The 19,053-nt window shown below is 70.4% G+C and carries 18 protein-coding genes; 7 read left to right on the top strand and 11 right to left on the bottom strand.

The window, feature by feature from the left end:
* From SSP08S_RS04100 to argH, 4 genes are all read right to left on the bottom strand, one after another.
* Positions 1 to 1,505: MFS transporter (locus tag SSP08S_RS04100; RefSeq protein WP_019066307.1), on the bottom strand; the 1,505-nt coding region annotated here is incomplete at its 3' end.
* On the bottom strand, positions 1,502 to 2,068 hold the full coding sequence (locus tag SSP08S_RS04095) for a TetR/AcrR family transcriptional regulator (RefSeq protein WP_019066306.1): 567 nt from the start codon (positions 2,066 to 2,068) through the stop codon (positions 1,502 to 1,504). The genes SSP08S_RS04095 and SSP08S_RS04100, both read right to left, overlap by 4 nt.
* Before the next feature lie 82 nt (positions 2,069 to 2,150).
* Positions 2,151 to 3,122 carry an aldo/keto reductase gene (locus tag SSP08S_RS04090; RefSeq protein WP_019066305.1) on the bottom strand — a complete coding sequence of 324 codons (972 nt, stop codon included), beginning with the start codon at positions 3,120 to 3,122 and terminating at the stop codon, positions 2,151 to 2,153.
* Positions 3,123 to 3,300: 178 nt separating this feature from the next.
* The gene (gene argH, locus SSP08S_RS04085) at positions 3,301 to 4,734 is read right to left on the bottom strand and encodes an argininosuccinate lyase (RefSeq protein ID WP_019066304.1); all 1,434 of its coding nucleotides are present in this window, start codon (positions 4,732 to 4,734) and stop codon (positions 3,301 to 3,303) included.
* Between the two features lie 258 nt (positions 4,735 to 4,992).
* Between argH and SSP08S_RS04080 the strand changes: the two genes are divergently transcribed.
* Complete coding sequence (locus SSP08S_RS04080) at positions 4,993 to 5,859, top strand: hypothetical protein (protein ID WP_019066303.1); 867 nt, start codon at positions 4,993 to 4,995, stop codon at positions 5,857 to 5,859.
* A gap of 129 nt (positions 5,860 to 5,988) precedes the next feature.
* On the top strand, positions 5,989 to 6,687 hold the full coding sequence (locus tag SSP08S_RS63205; protein ID WP_019066302.1) for a L,D-transpeptidase family protein: 699 nt from the start codon (positions 5,989 to 5,991) through the stop codon (positions 6,685 to 6,687).
* A gap of 104 nt (positions 6,688 to 6,791) precedes the next feature.
* Here SSP08S_RS63205 and SSP08S_RS04070 read toward each other — a convergent pair whose 3' ends face one another.
* Both SSP08S_RS04070 and SSP08S_RS04065 read right to left on the bottom strand, forming a co-directional pair.
* Complete coding sequence (locus SSP08S_RS04070) at positions 6,792 to 8,300, bottom strand: sensor histidine kinase (protein WP_019066301.1); 1,509 nt, start codon at positions 8,298 to 8,300, stop codon at positions 6,792 to 6,794.
* Positions 8,300 to 9,037, bottom strand: a complete 738-nt coding sequence (locus tag SSP08S_RS04065; protein ID WP_019066300.1) for a response regulator transcription factor — start codon at positions 9,035 to 9,037, stop codon at positions 8,300 to 8,302. Before SSP08S_RS04065 ends, SSP08S_RS04070 begins: the two co-directional genes overlap by 1 nt.
* 151 nt (positions 9,038 to 9,188) lie before the next feature.
* Between SSP08S_RS04065 and SSP08S_RS04060 the strand changes: the two genes are divergently transcribed.
* From SSP08S_RS04060 to SSP08S_RS04040, 5 genes are all read left to right on the top strand, one after another.
* Entirely contained in the window at positions 9,189 to 10,541 is a 1,353-nt protein-coding gene (locus SSP08S_RS04060; RefSeq protein WP_019066299.1) for a ferredoxin reductase family protein, read from the top strand.
* A 7-nt stretch (positions 10,542 to 10,548) separates the two neighbouring features.
* On the top strand, positions 10,549 to 11,007 hold the full coding sequence (locus SSP08S_RS04055) for an FMN-binding protein (RefSeq protein WP_019066298.1): 459 nt from the start codon (positions 10,549 to 10,551) through the stop codon (positions 11,005 to 11,007).
* A gap of 77 nt (positions 11,008 to 11,084) precedes the next feature.
* Positions 11,085 to 12,467, top strand: a complete 1,383-nt coding sequence (locus tag SSP08S_RS04050; protein ID WP_019066297.1) for a ferredoxin reductase family protein — start codon at positions 11,085 to 11,087, stop codon at positions 12,465 to 12,467.
* A 19-nt stretch (positions 12,468 to 12,486) separates the two neighbouring features.
* Positions 12,487 to 13,263, top strand: a complete 777-nt coding sequence (locus SSP08S_RS04045) for an FMN-binding protein (protein ID WP_019066296.1) — start codon at positions 12,487 to 12,489, stop codon at positions 13,261 to 13,263.
* Positions 13,264 to 13,318: 55 nt separating this feature from the next.
* Positions 13,319 to 14,059, top strand: coding sequence for an FAD:protein FMN transferase (locus tag SSP08S_RS04040; protein WP_245607826.1), 741 nt, complete (start codon positions 13,319 to 13,321; stop codon positions 14,057 to 14,059).
* A 72-nt stretch (positions 14,060 to 14,131) separates the two neighbouring features.
* Here the strand turns inward: SSP08S_RS04040 and SSP08S_RS04035 are convergent, their stop codons facing one another.
* The 5 genes from SSP08S_RS04035 to argC are packed head-to-tail and all read right to left on the bottom strand — an operon-like array spanning position 14,132 to position 18,980.
* Positions 14,132 to 14,671 carry an arginine repressor gene (locus SSP08S_RS04035; RefSeq protein ID WP_019066294.1) on the bottom strand — a complete coding sequence of 180 codons (540 nt, stop codon included), beginning with the start codon at positions 14,669 to 14,671 and terminating at the stop codon, positions 14,132 to 14,134.
* 19 nt (positions 14,672 to 14,690) lie between these two features.
* Complete coding sequence (locus SSP08S_RS04030) at positions 14,691 to 15,890, bottom strand: acetylornithine transaminase (RefSeq protein WP_019066293.1); 1,200 nt, start codon at positions 15,888 to 15,890, stop codon at positions 14,691 to 14,693.
* On the bottom strand, positions 15,887 to 16,807 hold the full coding sequence (gene argB / locus SSP08S_RS04025) for an acetylglutamate kinase (RefSeq protein WP_019066292.1): 921 nt from the start codon (positions 16,805 to 16,807) through the stop codon (positions 15,887 to 15,889). Before argB ends, SSP08S_RS04030 begins: the two co-directional genes overlap by 4 nt.
* On the bottom strand, positions 16,804 to 17,955 hold the full coding sequence (gene argJ, locus SSP08S_RS04020; RefSeq protein ID WP_019066291.1) for a bifunctional glutamate N-acetyltransferase/amino-acid acetyltransferase ArgJ: 1,152 nt from the start codon (positions 17,953 to 17,955) through the stop codon (positions 16,804 to 16,806). The genes argB and argJ overlap by 4 nt, the downstream gene beginning before the upstream one ends.
* Complete coding sequence (gene argC, locus SSP08S_RS04015; RefSeq protein WP_019066290.1) at positions 17,952 to 18,980, bottom strand: N-acetyl-gamma-glutamyl-phosphate reductase; 1,029 nt, start codon at positions 18,978 to 18,980, stop codon at positions 17,952 to 17,954. The genes argJ and argC overlap by 4 nt, the downstream gene beginning before the upstream one ends.
* Between the last annotated feature and the right edge of the window lie 73 nt (positions 18,981 to 19,053).

Genomic DNA, 19,053 nt, shown 5'->3' with positions numbered 1-19,053 from the left:
CGTTGGTCTCGCAGTAGGAACCAAGCTGCCGCCGCTGTTGCGAGGAGCACTGCGGCGCCCACGCCAGACGCCACGCTGAGGCCGCTCACGAAGGCCTCTCTCGCCGAGGTCAGCATTTCCTGGGCCGCCTGTGTGGGCATGCTTCCCGCCGCTTCCACCGCGCCCCCCAGTGACTCGTGGGCGGCGCTCGGTGTGCCCGCCGGAGATGCGAAGCCCCGGTACACGCCCGTCACGATCGAGCCGAGTACGGCGATGCCGAGGGCCGCGCCGAGTTCGTAGGCCGTTTCCGAGACCGCCGATGCCGCGCCCGCCTGCTCCTTCGGTACGGAGGAGAGGATGACGTCGGCTGTCACCGTGAAGGAGAAGCCGGCGCCTACGCCGACCACCAGCAGGGCGGCGCCGAGGAGCGGGTAGCCGGTGGACTGGCCGAGGGTTGTCAGTACGGCCAGGGCCAGGCCTACGGCGGCGAGGCCGCCCGCCACCACCGCGCGGACCGAGAAGCGGCGGGCCGTCCGGCCGGCGATCAGGCCGGCCGCCACCGCGCCTACGGCGGCGGGGATTTCGGCCAGGCCCGCCTCGAACGGGCCTCTGCCCTGGACCAGTTGCAGGTACTGGGAGAGGAAGAACACCAGCCCGGACAGGCCGAGGATGGTCAGCAGGTCGGCCAGGACGGCCGCGCTGAAGCCCCGGTTGCGGAACAGGCGCATGTCCAACAGCGGTGCGGGGAGCGTGAGTTGGCGGCGGACGAACCAGTACAGGGCCGCCGCGCCCAGCGCGCCCACCGCGAGTGCGGGCCACTCGAAGCCGTGGGTCGCGGCCTCCTTGACCGCGTAGACGACGCCGATCACACCCACCAGGGACAGCGCGACGCTGATCATGTCCCAGGGCCCGGGGTTGGGGTTCTTCGACTCCGGGAGCATCTTGATGCCGACCAGGACGAGGACCGCCATCACGGGCAGGTTGATGAGGAACACCGAGCCCCACCAGAAGTGTTCGAGCAGGAAGCCACCGGCGACCGGACCAACTGCCGTACCGGCGGAGGCGGTTGCGCCCCAGATGCCGACGGCGAGGCTGCGTTCGCGCGGGTCGTGGAAGAGGTTGCGGATCAGGGCGAGGGTGGCGGGCATCAGGGTCGCGCCCGCGACACCGAGCAGCGCCCGGGCCAGGATCATCAACTCCGGTGTCGTGGCATAGGCGTTGAGGACCGAGATCGCGCCGAAGGCAGTGGCCCCGACGAGCAGGATGCGCTTGCGGCCTATTCGGTCGCCGAGGCTGCCCATCGACACGAGCAGGCCCGCGATGACGAAGGAGTAGACGTCGCCGATCCAGAGGAGCTGGGTGCCGGACGGCTTCAAGTCCTCGCTGATGTAAGGGGTCGCGAGGCCGAGGACCGTCGCGTCCACGGCCACCAGCAGCACGGCGAGCACGAGGACGGAGAGCGCGAGCCAACGGCCCGGGCGCTTCTCCGTCTCCGTCACAGCCGCCGGCTGCAGGGTGCTGGTCATGATTCCTCTCTCCGTGTTTCGTCTCTGCGTAGTGCGCCGCCGAGCAGCAGCTCGACGGTCATGTGCCTGAAGTCCTTGGGGGCGCCCTTGCCGCTCTGCACCAGCCACACCGCGGAGGCCAGCAGGCCGAACAGCGCCTCGGTGAGCCAGGCGGGCGTCAGATCGATGCGGAACTCGCCGCTCTGCTGGCCGCGCCGGAACAGGGCGGTGATCCGGTCGTCGATCCTGGCCCAGCCGGCGTGCTGCTCCTCGCCCTCGAACAGCTGGTTCTCGGTGTAGAGGAAGGCGAGCAGGCCCGCGGCCGGTTCGGCCTCGCGGACGAGTCGCCGTACGGCGTCCTCGGCACGGCCGTCGTCCAGCCGTGCCGCGTCCAGGGCGGTCTCGCACTCGGCGATGCCGAGCGCCTCCAGCGCCCGTACGAGCGCGTCGCGCCCCGCGAACTGGCGGTGCAGGGTGGCCCGGCTGATCCCGGCCGCCTTGGCGACCTCGTCCATCGTCGCGGTGGACTTGCGGGTCAGCAGGGCGGCGGCAGCGCGGAGTACGTGGTCGCGGTCGAGAGCCATGAGACAACCATAACCCATGTGAGACATTGATGTCTCATCACGGGCATGACTGCCTCACGGGGAGGCGTCGATCAGCGGGACCTCAGTGCCAGGGCAGCTGCCCGCGCTTCTCCCAGTACGTGTGCGGGTCCTCGGCGAGTGCGGCGAGGCGGGCGAGCTGGTCGTCGTTCAGGTCCACGACCGCCGCGTGCAGGTTGGAGGCGAGCTGGCCGACCGTCGCCGCGCCGGACAGGGCCACCCCTGCCCACGGCTCGCGCAGGATCAGGGCCAGGGCGATCGCGTCGGCGCCCAACGACGTCTCTTCCGCCACGGCCTTCAGGGCGTCCGGCGCGTACGGCCCCGCGAGCCGGCCGTTGGCCATGCCCTCCTTGACGATCACCGTGAGTCCGGCGTCGTGGGCCTCGGCGAGGGCGGGGCCGGCCGAGGTCTCCAGGGCGTTGTACGTCGACTGGACGGTACGGAAGAGGGGCTCGCCGTCGACCGTCACGGTGAGCGCGGCGCGGATGGCGTCCGCCTGGGCCGGCCCGCTCGTCGAGAAGCCGATCGTCACGCCTGTCGCCGCCAACTCCGCGAGCCTCGCGTGGAGTTCCTTGTCGGTGAGGGCCGGGCTGTCGGGGGTCACCGAGTGGATCTGGTAGAGGTCGAGGCGGTCGCCGAGCAGTTCGGCGGTTTCGCCGCGCTGGCGGTCGTAGGTCTGGACGCTGTGGTCCTTGACCTCGTGCTTCTCGGCGTCCGTGGTCCAGTCGGCGGTGTAGGTGTAGCCCCACTTGCTGCCGATGACCACGTCGTCGATGTCGGGGCGTGCGGTGAGCCAGGCCGCGAGGAACTCCTCCGAGCGGCCGTAGGAGCGGGCCGCGTCGAAGTAGCGGACGCCCTGCGCGTAGGCGGCGTCGAGGAGTTCGTGGGTGCGGGTCCGGAGGGTTTCTACGGTGCGGGTCTCTCCGAGGTCTTTTTCGCGGCCGAGGTTGATGTAGCCGGGGCGGCCTACTGCGGCGAGGCCGAGTCCGAGGTGGCTGGTGGGGGTTGTTGCTGTGGCCAGTCGGGCGAAGGGCATCGCGGGCTCCGTTTGGTCGGCTCCATTACGGCTCTCGACCAACGTAACCCGCGATGACCTTCGCTTCAGAGCTCGGGGGGTTTGGGATTGTTTGGCGGGTGCGGGTGCGTCGTGGCTGGTCGCGCCCACGCGGCGGAGCCGCAAATCGATACAGCCCCGCGCCCCTGAAAGCCTGCCCCTACCGCTTGTTCTTGGCAGTCGCCCATTCGTGCTGTACCGCCAAGTCCCGCTTCACCTCTGCCAGTTGGATCGCCACCGCACTCGGGGCCGTGCCGCCCCTGCCGTTGCGGGAGGCCAGGGCGCCCGGCACGTTCAGGACCGTGCGGACCTCGGGGGTCAGGTGGGCGGAGATCTTCGCGAACTGTTCGTCCGTCAGGCCGTCCAGCTCGACGCCCTCGGACTCGGCGACCTTGACGCACTCGCCGGCGACCTCGTGGGCGACGCGGAACGGGACGCCCTGCTTGACCAGCCACTCGGCGATGTCCGTGGCGAGGGAGAAGCCGGCCGGGGCCAGTTCCTCCATGCGGTCGCGGTGGATCGTCAGGGTGGCCATCATGCCGGTGAACGCCGGGAGCAGGACCTCGAGTTGGTCGATGGAGTCGAAGACCGGCTCCTTGTCCTCCTGGAGGTCGCGGTTGTACGCGAGGGGGAGCGCCTTGAGCGTGGCCATCAGGCCCGTCAGGTTGCCGATCAGGCGGCCCGACTTGCCGCGCGCCAGCTCCGCGATGTCCGGGTTCTTCTTCTGCGGCATGATCGACGAGCCCGTGGAGAACGCGTCGTGCAGGGTCACGAAGGAGAACTCCTTCGTGTTCCAGATGATGATCTCCTCGGCGATCCGGGAGAGGTTCACGCCGATCATCGCGGTGATGAACGCGAACTCGGCGACGAAGTCGCGGGACGCCGTGCCGTCGATCGAGTTCGCGACCGAGCCGTGCTCGAAGCCCAGGTCCTTCGCCACCGACTCCGGGTCCAGACCGAGGGAGGAGCCGGCCAGCGCGCCCGAGCCGTACGGGGACACCGCCGTGCGCTCGTCCCACTGGCGCAGCCGCTCCGCGTCCCGGGACAGGGGCTGGACGTGGGCCAGGACATGGTGGGCGAACAGGACCGGCTGGGCGTGCTGGAGGTGGGTGCGGCCGGGCATCGCCACGTCGGGGTGGGCCTCCGCGAGGCCGATCAGCGCGTCCTGGAGTTCGGCGATGAGGCCGCCGATCGTCCGGGCGTGGTCCCGCAGGTACATGCGGAAGAGGGTGGCGACCTGGTCGTTGCGCGAGCGGCCGGCCCGGAGCTTGCCGCCGAGGTCGGGGCCGAGGATCTCCAACAGGCCGCGTTCCAGGGCCGTATGGACGTCCTCGTCGGCGATCGTGCCGACCAGGGTGCCGTCGGCGACGTTCGCCGCGAGCTGGTCGAGGCCCGCGAGCATGCGGGTCAGCTCTTCGTCCGTGAGGAGGTTCGCCTTGTGCAGCACGCGTGCGTGGGCGCGGGAGCCGGCGATGTCGTAGGGCGCGAGCCGCCAGTCGAAGTGGACGGACGCGGACAGCTTCGCCAGGGCCTCGGCGGGACCGTCGGCGAAACGACCGCCCCAGAGCCGTACGTCACCGCTGTTGCTGCTCACTTGCGCTGCTCCTCATAGGCCGTGGACCGAGGGTCGTCGTTCCGTGGGTTCCTGCCGTGGTGTCTCTGCATTGTCTCGCATGACACCGTCTCGCATGCATGATTATGCAGAGCTCTGCATGGTTCGTCAATTTTGAAAGACCCTTGAACAACCTTGAACACCAGCAACCGCTTTCCCGTACCTCTCGCCGAACGCAGGCGCCGCGTTTCCCCCCACGAGTCACCTTCAGTTCACCCCTGACCCGAGTGAGGCATTCGCATGTCCAGGGCTCTCCCCAAGTACAACAAGCGTCGCGTCGTGTTCATCGGCGGTGCCGCCGCCGTGGCGCTCACCGGTGCCGTCATCGCCGGTACCGCCCTTGCCGGGACGCCGGACAAGAGCAGCACCACGCAGAGCGCCCGCACGTTGTCCGACCCCGGGACGATCACCTGCCCCGATGTGAAGTCGCAGCTCCCCGCCGTGCCGGCGTCGGCGCAGGCCGAGGTCGACCGGAACCTCACCCTTCTCGACACCCAGATCGCCGAGGCCAACAAGCGACTCGTCGACACCGTCGGACAGGGCGGCGCCAACTTCGTCCAGAACGCCATCCTCGGCCCCCTGAAGGACAAGCGCGTCTCCACCATCGACCGCATCGCCATCGCCATCGGGCGCCAGGGCACCAAGCCGACGGGCCTCGACGCGCTCGCCACGTGCACCCTGAACGCGGCCGGTGCTACGGGTACTACGGGGTCGACCGGTGCGGAGGACACCGCGACCGCCACCCCGAGCGCTACGGCTGCCGCCACGGAGGCGGCCGGAGGAACGGACGACACGGCCGCCGGGTCGAGTGCGGTCGGGACCATTTCCTGCCCGGACGTGAAGTCGCAGCTCCCGGCGATTCCGGCCTCCGCGCAGGCCGAGGTCGACCGCAACCTCGCTCTCCTCGACACGCAGATCGCCGAGGCCAACAAGCGACTCGTCGACACCGTCGGACAGGGCGGCGCCAACTTCGTCCAGAACGCCATCCTCGGCCCGCTGGAGGACAAGCGCGTCTCGACGATCGACCGCATCGCGATCGCCATCGGGCGCCAGGGCACCAAGCCGACCGGACTGGATTCCCTGGCCGCCTGCACGCTCACCAAGTGACGTGACAGGCAGCCGTGGCCGCCCCGATGAACGCCGGCCGGGGCGGCCACGGTGATGTCCGGAGCGGGGCGTTCCCTGTTCGGCCCGTCTGAGGTGCCGTCAGGGTGTGCGCGCTCTAGCGTCTTGGGCATGCGTCCTGGTGTCGTTGCCCTCGCCTCCCTTCTTCTCCTGCTCGGTGCGGTGCCCGCGCGTGCCGTGTCGTCTCCGGTGCCCTCGTCGCTCGCGGACACCGGGGGCGGGAGTCAACTGATCCTGGCTCAGGCGCCGGGGGTCAAGTCCACGTCCGGGACGCTCAGTTGGTGGGAGCGGTGGGGTGGGAAGTGGGTGAAGGTCGGTTCCACCGTCGCTCGCTTCGGGGCGAAGGGGCTGGTCGAGGGGCGGGCTCGTAAGCAGGGGTCCTACACGACTCCCACCGGGTTGTACGACCTGCCGTATGCCTTCGGGATCAAGGCGGCGCCAGGTGGGACTCGGGTCAAGTACCGGCGGGTGAACGGGAGTTCTTGGTGGTGTGAGGACACTCGGTCTCGCGTCTACAACCGGTGGAGTGAGCCGCTGGCCCGTGACTGTCGGACGTCCGAGTCGGAGCGGTTGATCTCTTATGCGACGCAGTACGCGTACGGGGTTGTCATCGGGTACAACTACGCCAAGCCTGTGAAGGGGCGTGGGGCCGGGATCTTTTTGCATGTCAACGGGCGTGGGGCTACCGCCGGTTGTGTGTCTGTGCCGGTGGGTGCGATGCGGAGGATTTTGGGGTGGGTCGATCCTGGGCGGGCACCGCATATTGCTATCGGGACGGTGAGTGGGGCTACGGCTGTTACTCGGTACTGATTCGCCGTAGCGCCGTTCGAGATTCGGTTGTGTGGCGAGTACAGGTGCGTTGTGGCTGGTCGCGCGCACGCGGCGGAGCCGCAAATCGACACAGCCCCGCGCCCCTAAAGAACTCCCCTGGACGGGAGTTGGACCGTGAACGTCGTTGAGCCTGGGCGGCTTTCCAAGCCCACGCTTCCTCCGTGCGCCTCCGTCACCGCCGCCACGATCGACAGGCCCAGGCCCGCTCCCCCGCCCCTGCCCTCCGTCCGGCGGCGGTCCGCCCTCGTGAAGCGTTCGAAGACGCCCGGCTGGACCTCCGTCGGGACGCCGGGGCCGTCGTCGTGGACCACCAGGGAGGTCGCCTCGGCGCCCGTCTCCACCGACACCGTGACCTTCGTGCCGGCAGGTGTGTGCAGACGTGCGTTGGCCAGCAGGTTGGCCAGCACCTGTTGGAGGCGGTGGGCGTCGCCGGTGACGGTGACCGGTTCCTCGGGGAGTTGGAGGGCCCAGCGGTGGTCGGGGCCTGCGGCGCGCGCGTCGGCGATGGCGTCGAGAACCAGGCGGGTGAGGTCGACGGGGCGGCGTTCGAGGGGGCGGCCCGCGTCGAGGCGGGCGAGAAGGAGCATCTCGTCGACCATCACGCCCATGCGGGCGGACTCGGCCTCGATGCGTTCCAGTGCCCGGGTCACCTTGGGCGGGACGGGGTCCGGGTGGAGGAGGGCCAGTTCGGCGTGGCCCCTGATCGACGCGACCGGGGTGCGCAGCTCGTGGCTGGCGTCGGCGGCGAAGCTGCGGAGGCGTTCCTCGCTGGCGTGCCGGTGGGTGAGCGCGTCCTCGACATGGCCGAGCATGCGGTTGAAGGCGCCGGCGACCTGGCCCACCTCGCTGCGCGGGTCGGACTCGGGCGCCCTGGGCGGCAGTGCCACCTCGCCGCTGGCCAGCGGGAGTTCGCTGACCCGGGTGGCGGTGGCGGCGACCCGGCTGAGCGGCCGCAGCGACCAGCGCACCCAGAGCGCGCCCGCGAAACCGGTGATCAGGAGGGCGGCGCCGAAGACGATCGCGGCGACCGTCTCCAGCCGGTGGACGGCGGCGTCCACCGACTCCAGCGGGAGCCCGGTGATCATCACGTCGCCGTCCCGGCCCTTGGCGGCGAGGACGCGGTACTTGCCCAGGGCGGAGAGGTGGATGGTGCGGGCCGTGCCGCCCACCGGGACCTCGGCGAGTTCCCTGCGGTCCCGTGCGGTCAGCGGGACCTTGAGGTCGGTCGTGGTGTCGTCCTTGTCCGCGGGCACGACCCCCGAGTTGGTGACGACGCCATTGACCAGGCGCGCGCCGAAGGTGTGCGGTGCCTGCCGGCGGGTGTCGCCGCGCTCCCGGTCGTCGGCGTCGTGGTCGGTGAGCGTCTGGCCCTTGTGCTCCAGGCTGGCCGGGAACTGTGTTCCGACCTCGGTGAGCTGCTGGTCGAGGCGGCCGGTGAGGAAGCCGTCCAGTTCGACGACGGCGGCCACGCCTACGGCCGCGCAGCTGACCGCGAGCAGTACCACCAGGCCCGCCGTCAGGCGCGCCCGCAGGGTGTGCGGCCAGGGCAGTCGTCGTAGCCGACGTCCGACGGTCCGCAGTGCCCCGGCCATCAGAGGACCGGCTTGAGCACGTATCCGGCGCCGCGCACGGTGTGGATCATGGGCTGGCGGCCGGCGTCCACCTTCTTGCGCAGGTACGAGATGTACAGCTCGACGACGTGGGCCTGGCCGCCGAAGTCGTAGGACCAGACGCGGTCGAGGATCTGGGCCTTGCTGAGGACGCGGCGCGGGTTGCGCATGAGGAAGCGGAGCAGTTCGAACTCGGTCGGGGAGAGTTCGACGATCCGGCCGGCGCGGCTGACCTCGCGGGCCTCCTCGTCCATGACCAGGTCCCCGACGGTGATCCGGGGGCCCTCCTCCGCCTGACGGGCCATGCCGGCGCGGCGCAGCAGTCCGCGCAGCCGGGCGACGACCTCCTCCAGGCTGAAGGGTTTCGTGACGTAGTCGTCGCCACCCGCGGTGATGCCGGCGATGCGGTCCTCGACCGTGTCCCGGGCGGTGAGGAAGAGCACGCAGACGTCGGGCTTCACCTCGTGCAGGGAGCGCAGTACGGCGAAGCCGTCGGTGTCCGGGAGCATCACGTCGAGGACGACGGCGTCCGGCCGCAGTTCGCGGGCCCCGGTGAGCGCTGCGGCTCCGTCGCCGGCCGTGCGGACCTCCCAGCCCTCGTAGCGCAGGGCGCCGGAGAGCACCTCGGCCAGGTCGGGGTCGTCGTCGACGACGAGGACGCGGACGGGGGTGCCGTCGGGGCGGGTGAGGGCCGGTCGGCCGGAGCGGGTCGTGTTCATGGCACTTACCAGCATCACCCCTCACGGCGTCCCCGGCCGCCGCGAGGGCCTCTGAGTTTCCTCTGAGAAAGCTGAGAAAGGCGTCGGCTCAGAGATCCCTCAGAGGTTGGGCCCGCACAGTTGTGTGCAGGACAGGTGAAAGGACGCACACATGACCACCGTGTACGAGCAGCGGAAGGCGCCGCCCGTGCCGCGGGTTCCCCGGCGCTCGCCGGCGGGCCCGGTGCTGGCGCTGCTGTGGGCCGGTGCGGCGGCCGTCGTCGCGCTGTGGTGGGCGGACACCGGGTCGGTGGTCGGGGCCGCGGGCTGGCTGACCGGGGCCGGGCGGATCGCCGGGCTGCTGTGCGGGTACGCCTGCGCGGTGCTGGTGGGTCTCATGGCGCGGGTGCCGCTGCTGGAGCGGCGGATCGGCTCGGACCGGGTGGCGCGCTGGCACGCGATGGCCGGCCGGTACACGGTCTGTCTGCTCGTCGTGCACGTGGTGCTGATCCTGCTCGGGTACGCCGCCCAGGACCGCGCCTCGGTCGTGCACGAGACGGTCACCGTCGTCCTGGACTACCCGGACATGCTGAAGGCGACCTTCGGCGGGCTCATCCTCTTCGCGGTCGGCATCACCTCGGCGCGGGCCGCGCGGCGCAGGGTGAGTTACGAGTTCTGGTACTACGTCCATCTCCTCACGTACGCCGCCGTGTTCCTCGCCTTCTTCCACCAGCTGTCCCTGGGCGAGCAGTTCAACGGGCGGGCCGGTGCCACGGCCGCCTGGTACGCGCTGTATCTCGGCGTCGCGGCACTGGTGTTGTGGTACCGGGTGCTCGCGCCGGTGCGGCTCAATCTGCGGCACCGGCTGCGCGTGGAGTCGGTGCACCGGGAGGCGCCGGGGGTGTACTCGGTCGTCGTACGCGGGCGGCACATCGACCGACTCGGCGCGGAGGCGGGGCAGTTCTTCCGCTGGCGGTTCTTCGGCGAGGGCATGGGCTGGACGTCGACGCCGTACTCGCTGTCGGCGCCGCCGCGCGGGGACCTGCTGCGGATCACGGTGAAGGCGCTCGGCGACCACAGCGCGGCCGTACCGCTGCTGCGGCCGGGCGCGCGGGTGTGGGCGGAGGGACCGTACGGCTCGATGACCGCCGAACGGCGCACCGGGCAGCGGTCGTTGCTGATCGCGGCCGGGGTCGGGATCACTCCGCTGCGGGCGCTCTTCGAAACGATTCCGGGTGAAGTGACGCTGCTGTACCGGGCGCGCTCGGCTCAAGACCTGGCGTTGGGCGCGGAGTTGGACGCGATCGCGCGGTGGCGCGGGGCGAAGGTGCTGTACGCGCTCAACGGGCCGCAGGGGCAACGGCCTTCGCTCAGCCCGGCGTATCTGCGCGAGGCCGTGCCCGGTCTCGCCGGGCACGACGTGTACATCTGCGGTCCGCACGCCTTCGCCCAGGAGCTGTACGGGGCGCTGTCCGCCGCCGGTGTGCCGGACCGCCGTATCCACCACGAGTCGTTCGAGCTGTGAGGCCGTCGTGCATCCGTTGAAGAAGAACCGTCCGCTGCGCCGGATCGTGCTGGCGAGCGCGGTCACCGCTTCGGGCCTGGTGATGCTGCTGGCGCTGAAGCCGCACACGACGCCCGCGGTGGCCTCGGCACCCCAGGTCGTCTCGTCGCCCGCTCCCTCCGGCAGTGCGAGCGGCAAGGCCGTAGCCGGGACGAAGACGGTCACCGGCGAGACCGCGCAGACCCGTTGGGGTCCCGTCCAGGTGAAGATCACCGTGACGAACGGCAAGATCACCGATGTCACCGCGGTCCAGTCGCCGTCGGACAATCCGCGCGACCAGGAGATCAACTCCTATGCCCTGCCGCAGTTGAAGAGCGAGGCGCTGGCCGCGCAGAGCGCGAAGATCGACACGGTGTCGGGAGCCACGTACACAAGTGACGGTTACCGCCAGTCACTCCAGTCCGCACTGGACTCCGCCGGACTCTGAACGCACGGGCGCAACGGCACGTACTTCAGGGCCAAGGGGCCACGCCACCCCCCTTGTGCCCCGTCCACGGAGGAACCGTGACCACCACGCTCGCAGGCGGACGTGCCGCCCGCCGACAGACGATGCGCCGCATCCGCCCGCGCCGCTCCCCAGCGACCCTGCTGCTGCTCGCCGTCTGGGCGGGCGCCGCCGGGGTGCTGTGGCTGTGGTGGCACAACACGCCGTCCATCGCCGACCAGAACGGCAAGATCCTCAACGCGGGCCGTATCACCGGTCTGTTGGCCGGTTATCTGATGGCACTCGTCGTGCTCCAGATGGCCCGCGTGCCCGCTCTGGAGCGGCGGGTCGGCTCCGACCGGGTCGCCCGCTGGCACGCGATGAGCGGCCGGTACACGCTCTGCCTGGTCTTCGCGCACGTCTTCCTCATCATGTGGGGCTACGCCCTCCAGGCGGGCAAGACGCTGAGCGACATCGTCCAGCAGACCATCGACTCGGTGAACCAGCTGCCCGACATGGGCAAGGCCGCCATCGGCACGGGCCTGTTCCTGCTGATCGGCCTGTCCTCGATCGGCGCCGTCCGCCGCAGGATCCCGTACGACACCTGGTACCACGTCCACCTGCTGACGTACGGCGCGGTGTTCCTGACCTTCTGGCACCAGATCACCACCGGCAACGACTTCGCGCTGACGCCGCTCGCCAAGACCGTCTGGTACGGGCTCTACGGCACGGTGACCGCGCTGGTGGTCTGGTACCGGATCCTCACCCCGATCCGGCTCAACCTGCGCCACCGGATGTACGTCGAGGCGGTCATCGAGGAGACACCGGGCATCGTGTCCGTGCTGATCGGCGGGCGCAAGCTGCACCGGATGGGCGCGGAGGCCGGGCAGTTCTTCCGGTGGCGGTTCCTCGCGCCGGGGATGCGGTTCAGCTCGCACCCGTACTCGCTGTCGGCGGCGCCCCGCCCGAACATGCTGCGGATCACGGTCAAGGCGATCGGCGACCACAGCGCCCGGCTGCGCGAACTGCGCCCCGGCATGAAGGTGTGGGCCGAGGGCCCGTACGGCGCGCTGACCTCGCAGCGGCGCACCCGCGGCAAGGTGCTGCTGGTAGCGGGCGGCGTCGGCATCACGCCGATGCGGGCGCTGTTCGAGACGCTGCCCGGCGCGGCCGGCGACATCACGCTGCTCTACCGGGCCAACACCACCCAGGACCTGGCGCTGTGGGACGAGTTGGCGAAGATCGCCGACGAGCGCGGCGCCCGTCTGATGTACGCGGTCAACAGCCCCGACGGGGAGCGCCCCGACATCTCGGCGGACTCCCTGCGCCGGAAGCTGCCCGACATCGACAACCACGACGTCTTCATGTGCGGGCCGCCCGGCTTCGCGCAGTCGGTCTACGAAGCACTGCGCGGCGCGGGGGTCCCCGCCCGCCGTATCCATCACGAGTCGTTCGAGATGTGAGCGACGGGAGTCAGGAGCAATGAAGAAGAGCCACCCCATCCGGCGTGTTCTGCTCGCGAGCGCCGCCACCGTGTCCGGGATCGTTCTGCTGCTCTCCCTGAAGCCGGCGACCGACTCCTCCTCGGCGTCCGCGCAGGGTGCGGCCCAGGGGGCCGCCGCCGCGCAGGAATCGCCCCAGGGCGGTGCCGCGGCGGCCGGGACCTCGACGGTCACCGGCGCCGCCACCCAGACCGAGTACGGGGTCGTCCAGGTGCGCCTGACGGTCGCCAACGGGAAGATCACCAAGGCGGAGGCCGTCCAGGCGCCGCACGGCGGCACCAGCGACCAGAAGACCGCACTGTCCGTCCCCAAGCTGAACCAGGAGGTGGTCGCCACGCAGAGCGCGGACATCACCTCCGTGACCGGGGCGACGTACACCAGCGGCGGCTACAAGAAGTCCCTGCAGTCGGCCATCGACAAGATGAAGGCCGCGAACTCTGCTGCCCCGTCCCAGAGTTCGGCCGCCGCGGCGCCCGCCGCGCAGGCCAAGACCGTCATCGGCGATGTCGCGACGACCATGTACGGGCCGGTCCAGGTCCGGATCACCGTCGCGAACGGCAAGATCACCAAGGCCGAGGCGGTGCAGGCGCCGAGCGGCGGGACCAGCGACCAGAAGACGGCGCTGGCGATCCCCAAGCTCAACCAGGAGGCCGTGGCCGCCGGGAACGCGAACATCGACTCCGTGTCGAGTGCCACGTACACGAGCGGCGGTTACAAGAAGTCCCTGCAGTCGGCGCTGGACAAGGCCGGTGTCTGACACGGTGACCGATCCCGCGGAGGCGCCCGCCGCGCTGCGGCACGCCGAGGAGGTCATGGGGACGGTGTTCTCCTTCGACATCCGCGGCGGGGAGCCCGAGGCCGTCCAGGCGGTACTGGAGCAGGCGGTCGCCCAACTGCACCGGGTCAACGAGGTGTTCAGCACCTACCGCGACGACAGCCAGGTCTCCCGGCTGGCCCGCGGCGAGCTGACCGTCGCCGAGTGCGACGCCGAGGTCGCCGAGGTGCTGGAGCTGGGCGCCGAGGCGGAGCGGGTCAGCTCCGGCTGGTTCAGCACGAACTACGAGGGCCGCCTCGACCCGACCGGCATCGTGAAGGGCTGGGCGGCCGAGCGGGCCGCCGAGCTGATCGCGACGGCGGCCGGGGTGAGCGGCGTCAGTGTGAACGGCGGCGGCGACGTCCAGATGTTCGGCGCCCCGGGACCGCACCGGCCCTGGCGGGTCGGCGTCTCCGACCCGCTGCGCCCGGGCGGTCTCGCGGCGGTGATCTCCGCGGCGGGCGCCGACGAACTGGCGGTCGCCACCTCCGGTACGGCGGAGCGCGGGGCGCACATCGTGGACCCGTCCACCGGCAAGTCCGCGGTGACCGACCTGGTCGCCGTCACCGTGGTGGCACCCCGGCTGACCTGGGCCGACTGCTGGGCCACGGCCGCGTTCGCGATGGGCTCACGGGAGGGCCTGGCCTGGCTCGAATCACTCCCGGACGTGGAAGCCCTGCTCATCACGGCAGGCGACGAAGTCCGCTGCACCGGCGGGCTGGCGGCCCGCCTCGGGTAGGGATCCCCCATGCGAGTCGGGGGCGCACCGGACAACTCCGGTGCGCCCCCGACTCGTTGGCCGTACGAGTGGTCAGTGGTCGTTCTGCGCCAGCCGCAGCAGATGGTCCGCGAGAGCCTGTCCGCCGAGCGGGTCCCGGCTGATCAGCAGCAGCGTGTCGTCGCCGGCGATGGTGCCGAGGATGTCCTGCAGTTCCGCCTGGTCGATCGCCGAGGCGAGGAACTGGGCGGCACCCGGCGGGGTGCGCAGGACCACGAGGTTGGCGGAGGCCTCCGCGGAGATCAGCAGCTCCGACGAGAGCCGCCGCATCCGCTCCTCCTTCGCCGACTCCCCCAGCGGCACGCGCGGGGTGCGGAAGCCGCCCTCGCTCGGTACCGCGTAGATGAGGTCGCCGTCGTTGTTGCGGATCTTCACCGCGTTCAGCTCGTCCAGGTCCCGGGAGAGCGTCGCCTGGGTGACGCTCAGCCCGTCGTCGGACAGCAGTTTCGCCAACTGGCTCTGGGAGCGCACCGGTTGCCGGTTGAGGATGTCCACGATCCGGCGGTGGCGGGCGGTGCGGGTCTGCGGCACGGCCGGCCCCGCCGACTGTTCGTGCTCCTGCGCCTGACTCATCGTCGACTCATTCTCCGGATCATCCGTCCCCCTTGGCCACGTCCAGGACACCGGGCAGCGCCCGGAGGAACGCGTCCACTTCGTCGTCGCCGAGGTTCAGCGGCGGCATCAGCCGTACGACATCGGGAGCGGGCGCGTTGACCAGGAAACCGGCGTCCTGAGCCGCCTGTTGCACCTGGGGCGCGAGCGGCTCGGTGAGCACGATACCCAGGAGGAGGCCCGCGCCCCGGACATAATCGATCAACGGGTGACGAGAACTGCCGTCGGCGCCCTCGATTCCGTCCCGCAGCTTCTCGCTCTGCCGCTTCACGTTGTCGAGCAGGCCCTCGGCCTGGATCGTGTCGAGTACGGCGAGACCGGCGGCGCAGGCGACCGGGTTGCCGCCGAACGTCGTGCCGTGCTGGCCCGGCTGGAGCAGGTCGGCGGCGCGTCCGAAGGCGACGGTGGCGCCGAGCGGCAGCCCGCCGCCGAGCCCCTTCGCGAGGGTCACGACATCGGGGAGCACGCCTTCGTGGGCCTGGTACTCGAACCAGTGCCCGGTCCGGCCGACCCCGGTCTGCACCTCGTCCAGGACCAGCAGCGCGCCGTGCGCGGCGGTGATCGCGCGGGCCGCCTTCAGGTATCCGGCGGGCGGTACGACGACGCCGTTCTCGCCCTGGATGGGCTCGATGATGACGAGCGCGGTCTCGTCGGTGACGGCGGCGGCGAGGGCCTGCGCGTCGCCGTACGGGACGTGCGTGACATCACCGGGCAGCGGCAGGAAGGGCTCCTGCTTGCCGGGCTGGCCGGTGAGGGCCAGGGAGCCCATCGTCCGCCCGTGGAAGGCGCCTTGGGTGGCGACCATGTGCTGACGGCCCGTCAACCGGCCGATCTTGAAGGCGCCTTCGTTGGCCTCGGCGCCCGAGTTGCAGAAGAACACCTTGCCGTCCCGGCCGAAGCGCTCAAGGAGCCGTTCGGCGAGGGCGACGGGCGGTTCGGCGATGAACAGGTTGGAGACATGGCCGAGTTGGGCGATCTGCTTGCTGACCGCCTCGACGATCGCCGGGTGGGCGTGGCCGAGCGCGTTGACCGCGATACCGCCGACGAAGTCGGTGTACTCGTTGCCCTCGGCGTCCCAGAGCCTGGCGCCGGCGCCGCGGACGAGGGGGAGCTTCGGGGTGCCGTAGTTGTTCATGAGCGACCCCTGCCACCGCTGGGTCAGCTCCTCGTTCGCGGTCATACGGCGTCCCCCTGATTCTCGTCGGGCTTCTGGTCGGGCACGACCATCGTGCCGATGCCCTCGTCGGTGAAGATCTCCAGCAGGATCGAGTGCTGGACCCGGCCGTCGATGACCCGGGCGGTGGTCACGCCGTTGCGGACGGCGTGCAGACAGCCCTCCATCTTCGGCACCATCCCGGAGCTCAACTCCGGGAGAAGCTTCTCCAGTTGGGAGGCGGTGAGGCGGCTGATCACCTCGTCGCTGTTGGGCCAGTCCTCGTAGAGACCCTCGACGTCCGTGAGGACCATGAGGGTTTCGGCCCCCAGAGCAGCAGCGAGTGCCGCAGCCGCCGTATCAGCATTGACGTTGTAGACATGTCCGTCGTCCTCGCTCCTCGCGATCGACGAGACGACCGGGATACGGCCGTCGGCGAGCAGTGCCTCGATCGCGCCGGTGTCGATCGCGGTGATCTCGCCCACCCGCCCGATGTCGACCAACTCCCCGTCGATCTCGGGCAGATGCTTGGTGGCGGTGATGGTGTGCGCGTCCTCACCGGTCAACCCGACGGCCAGCGGCCCGTGTTGATTGAGCAGTCCGACCAGCTCGCGCTGGACCTGCCCGGCGAGCACCATCCGTACGACGTCCATGGCGTCCTCGGTGGTGACGCGCAGGCCGGCCTTGAACTCGCTAACAATGCCGTGCTTGTCGAGGGCGGCGCTGATCTGCGGGCCGCCGCCGTGCACGACGACGGGCTTGAGGCCCGCGTGGTGCAGGAACACGACGTCCTGGGCGAACGCGGCCTTCAGGTCCTCGTCGATCATGGCGTTGCCGCCGAACTTGATGACGACGGTCTTGCCGTTGTGCCGGGTCAGCCAGGGCAGCGCCTCGATGAGGATCTGCGCCTTGGGCAGCGCGGTGTGCTTGCGGGTAGTGCTCATGAGGAGTATGCGCTGTTCTCGTGGACGTAGTCGGCGGTGAGGTCGTTGGTCCAGATGGTGGCCGTCTCACTGCCCGCGGCCAGGTCGGCGACGATGTGCACCTCGCGGTAGCGCATGTCGACCTTGTCGCGGTCCTCGCCGACACCGCCGTTCTTGCAGACCCAGACGCCGTTGATGGCGACGTTGAGCTGATCGGGCTCGAAGGCGGCCTTGGTCGTGCCGATCGCGGACAACACCCGTCCCCAGTTGGGGTCTTCGCCGTGGATCGCGCACTTGAGGAGGTTGTTGCGGGCGATGGAGCGGCCCACCTCGACGGCGTCGTCCTCGCTGGCGGCGTTGACGATCTCGATCTTGATGTCCTTGCTGGCGCCCTCGGCGTCCCGGATCAGCTGCTGCCCGAGGTCGTCGCAGACGGCACGCACGGCCTCCGCGAACTCCTCGTATCCCGGGGTGACTCGGGAGGCGCCGGAGGCGAGCAGCAGCACGGTGTCGTTGGTGGACATGCAGCCGTCGGAGTCGACCCGGTCGAAGGTCGTACGGGTGGCGGCCCGAAGTGCCTTGTCCAGTACGTCGGTTTCGACGTCGGCGTCGGTGGTGAGGACGACGAGCATGGTGGCGAGGCCCGGGGCGAGCATGCCGGCACCCTTGGCCATACCGCCGACGGTCCAGCCGGCCTTCGTCACGACGGCGGTCTTGTGCACGGAGTCCGTGGTCTTGATGGCGATGGCGGCCTTCTCGCCGCCGTGCGGGGAGAGTTGGGTGACGGCTGTCTCAACTCCCGGGAGCAGCTTGTCCATCGGCAGCAGCAGCCCGATGAGCCCGGTGGAGGCGACGGCGACCTCGGCGGCGTTGAGGCCCAGCACGTCCGCGACCTTCTCTGCGGTGGCGTGCGTGTCCTGGAAGCCCTTCGGTCCCGTACAGGCGTTGGCGCCACCGGAGTTGAGGATCACGGCGGAGACCTGGCCGCCCTTGAGCACCTGCTCGGACCACAGCACCGGCGCGGCTTTGACGCGGTTGGAGGTGAAGACGCCCGCGGCGGCGAGGCGGGGCCCGTTGTTGACCACGAGGGCCAGGTCCGGGTTGCCGTTCTCCTTGATCCCGGCGGCGATGCCCGCGGCCGTGAATCCCTGTGCTGCCGTCACACTCACGGCGCGACTCCGATCGTAGAAAGCCCGGTGGTCTCGTCGAGTCCGAGGGCGAGGTTCATGCTCTGGACGGCACCGCCCGCGGTGCCCTTGGTCAGGTTGTCGATGGCGCTGATCGCGATGATCCGTCCCGCGGCCTCGTCGTACGCGACCTGCACCTGAACGGCGTTGGAACCGTAGACGGACGCCGTCGCCGGCCACTGTCCCTCGGGGAGGAGGTACACGAAGGGCTCGTCGGCGAAGGCCTTCTCGTAGGCGGCGCGGACGGACTCAGCGGTCACGCCGGGCTTGGCCTTGGCGCTGCAGGTGGCGAGGATGCCGCGGGGCATCGGCGCGAGGGTGGGCGTGAAGGAGACGGTGACGGGCTCGCCGGCCGCCTCGCCGAGGTTCTGGATGATCTCGGGGGTGTGCCGGTGCCCGCCGCCGACGCCGTACGGCGACATGGAGCCCATGACCTCGGAGCCGAGGAGGTGGGCCTTGGGCGCCTTGCCGGCACCCGAGGTCCCGGAGGCGGCGACGATCACGGCCTCGTTCTCGGCGAGCCCGGCGGCGTAGGCCGGGAAGAGCGCGAGGGAGGCGGCCGTCGGATAGCAACCGGGCACCGCGATGCGCTTGGACCCCTCCAACGCGGCGCGGGCGCCCGGCAGTTCGGGAAGGCCGTAGGGCCAGGTGCCGGCGTGTGCGGAGCCGTAGAACTTCTCCCAGTCGGCCGCGTCCTTCAGCCGGAAGTCGGCGCCCATGTCGACGACGAGGACGTCGGGGCCGAGCTGCTCGGCGACGGCGGCGGACTGGCCGTGCGGCAGGGCGAGGAAGACGACGTCGTGTCCGGCGAGGACTTCGGGGGTGGTTTCCTCCAGGACCCGGTCGGCCAGCGGCAGCAGATGCGGTTGGAGCGCGCCGAGCTTCTGACCGGCGTTGGAGTTGCCGGTCAGGGCGCCGATCTCCACCCCGGGGTGGGCCAGGAGCAGACGCAGGAGCTCGCCGCCCGCGTACCCACTCGCTCCGGCCACTGCCGCACGTACCGCCATGGAACCCTCCTCATCGATGGCATGACTATACGTTTCGCTGCAGGTTTATGCAATCCACGGAAGGTCCGGCAAC

Source organism: Streptomyces hokutonensis, assembly GCF_000376565.1.
Taxonomy (GTDB): Bacteria; Actinomycetota; Actinomycetes; order Streptomycetales; family Streptomycetaceae; genus Streptomyces; species Streptomyces hokutonensis.
This window is presented reverse-complemented; position numbering and strand designations above follow the sequence as displayed.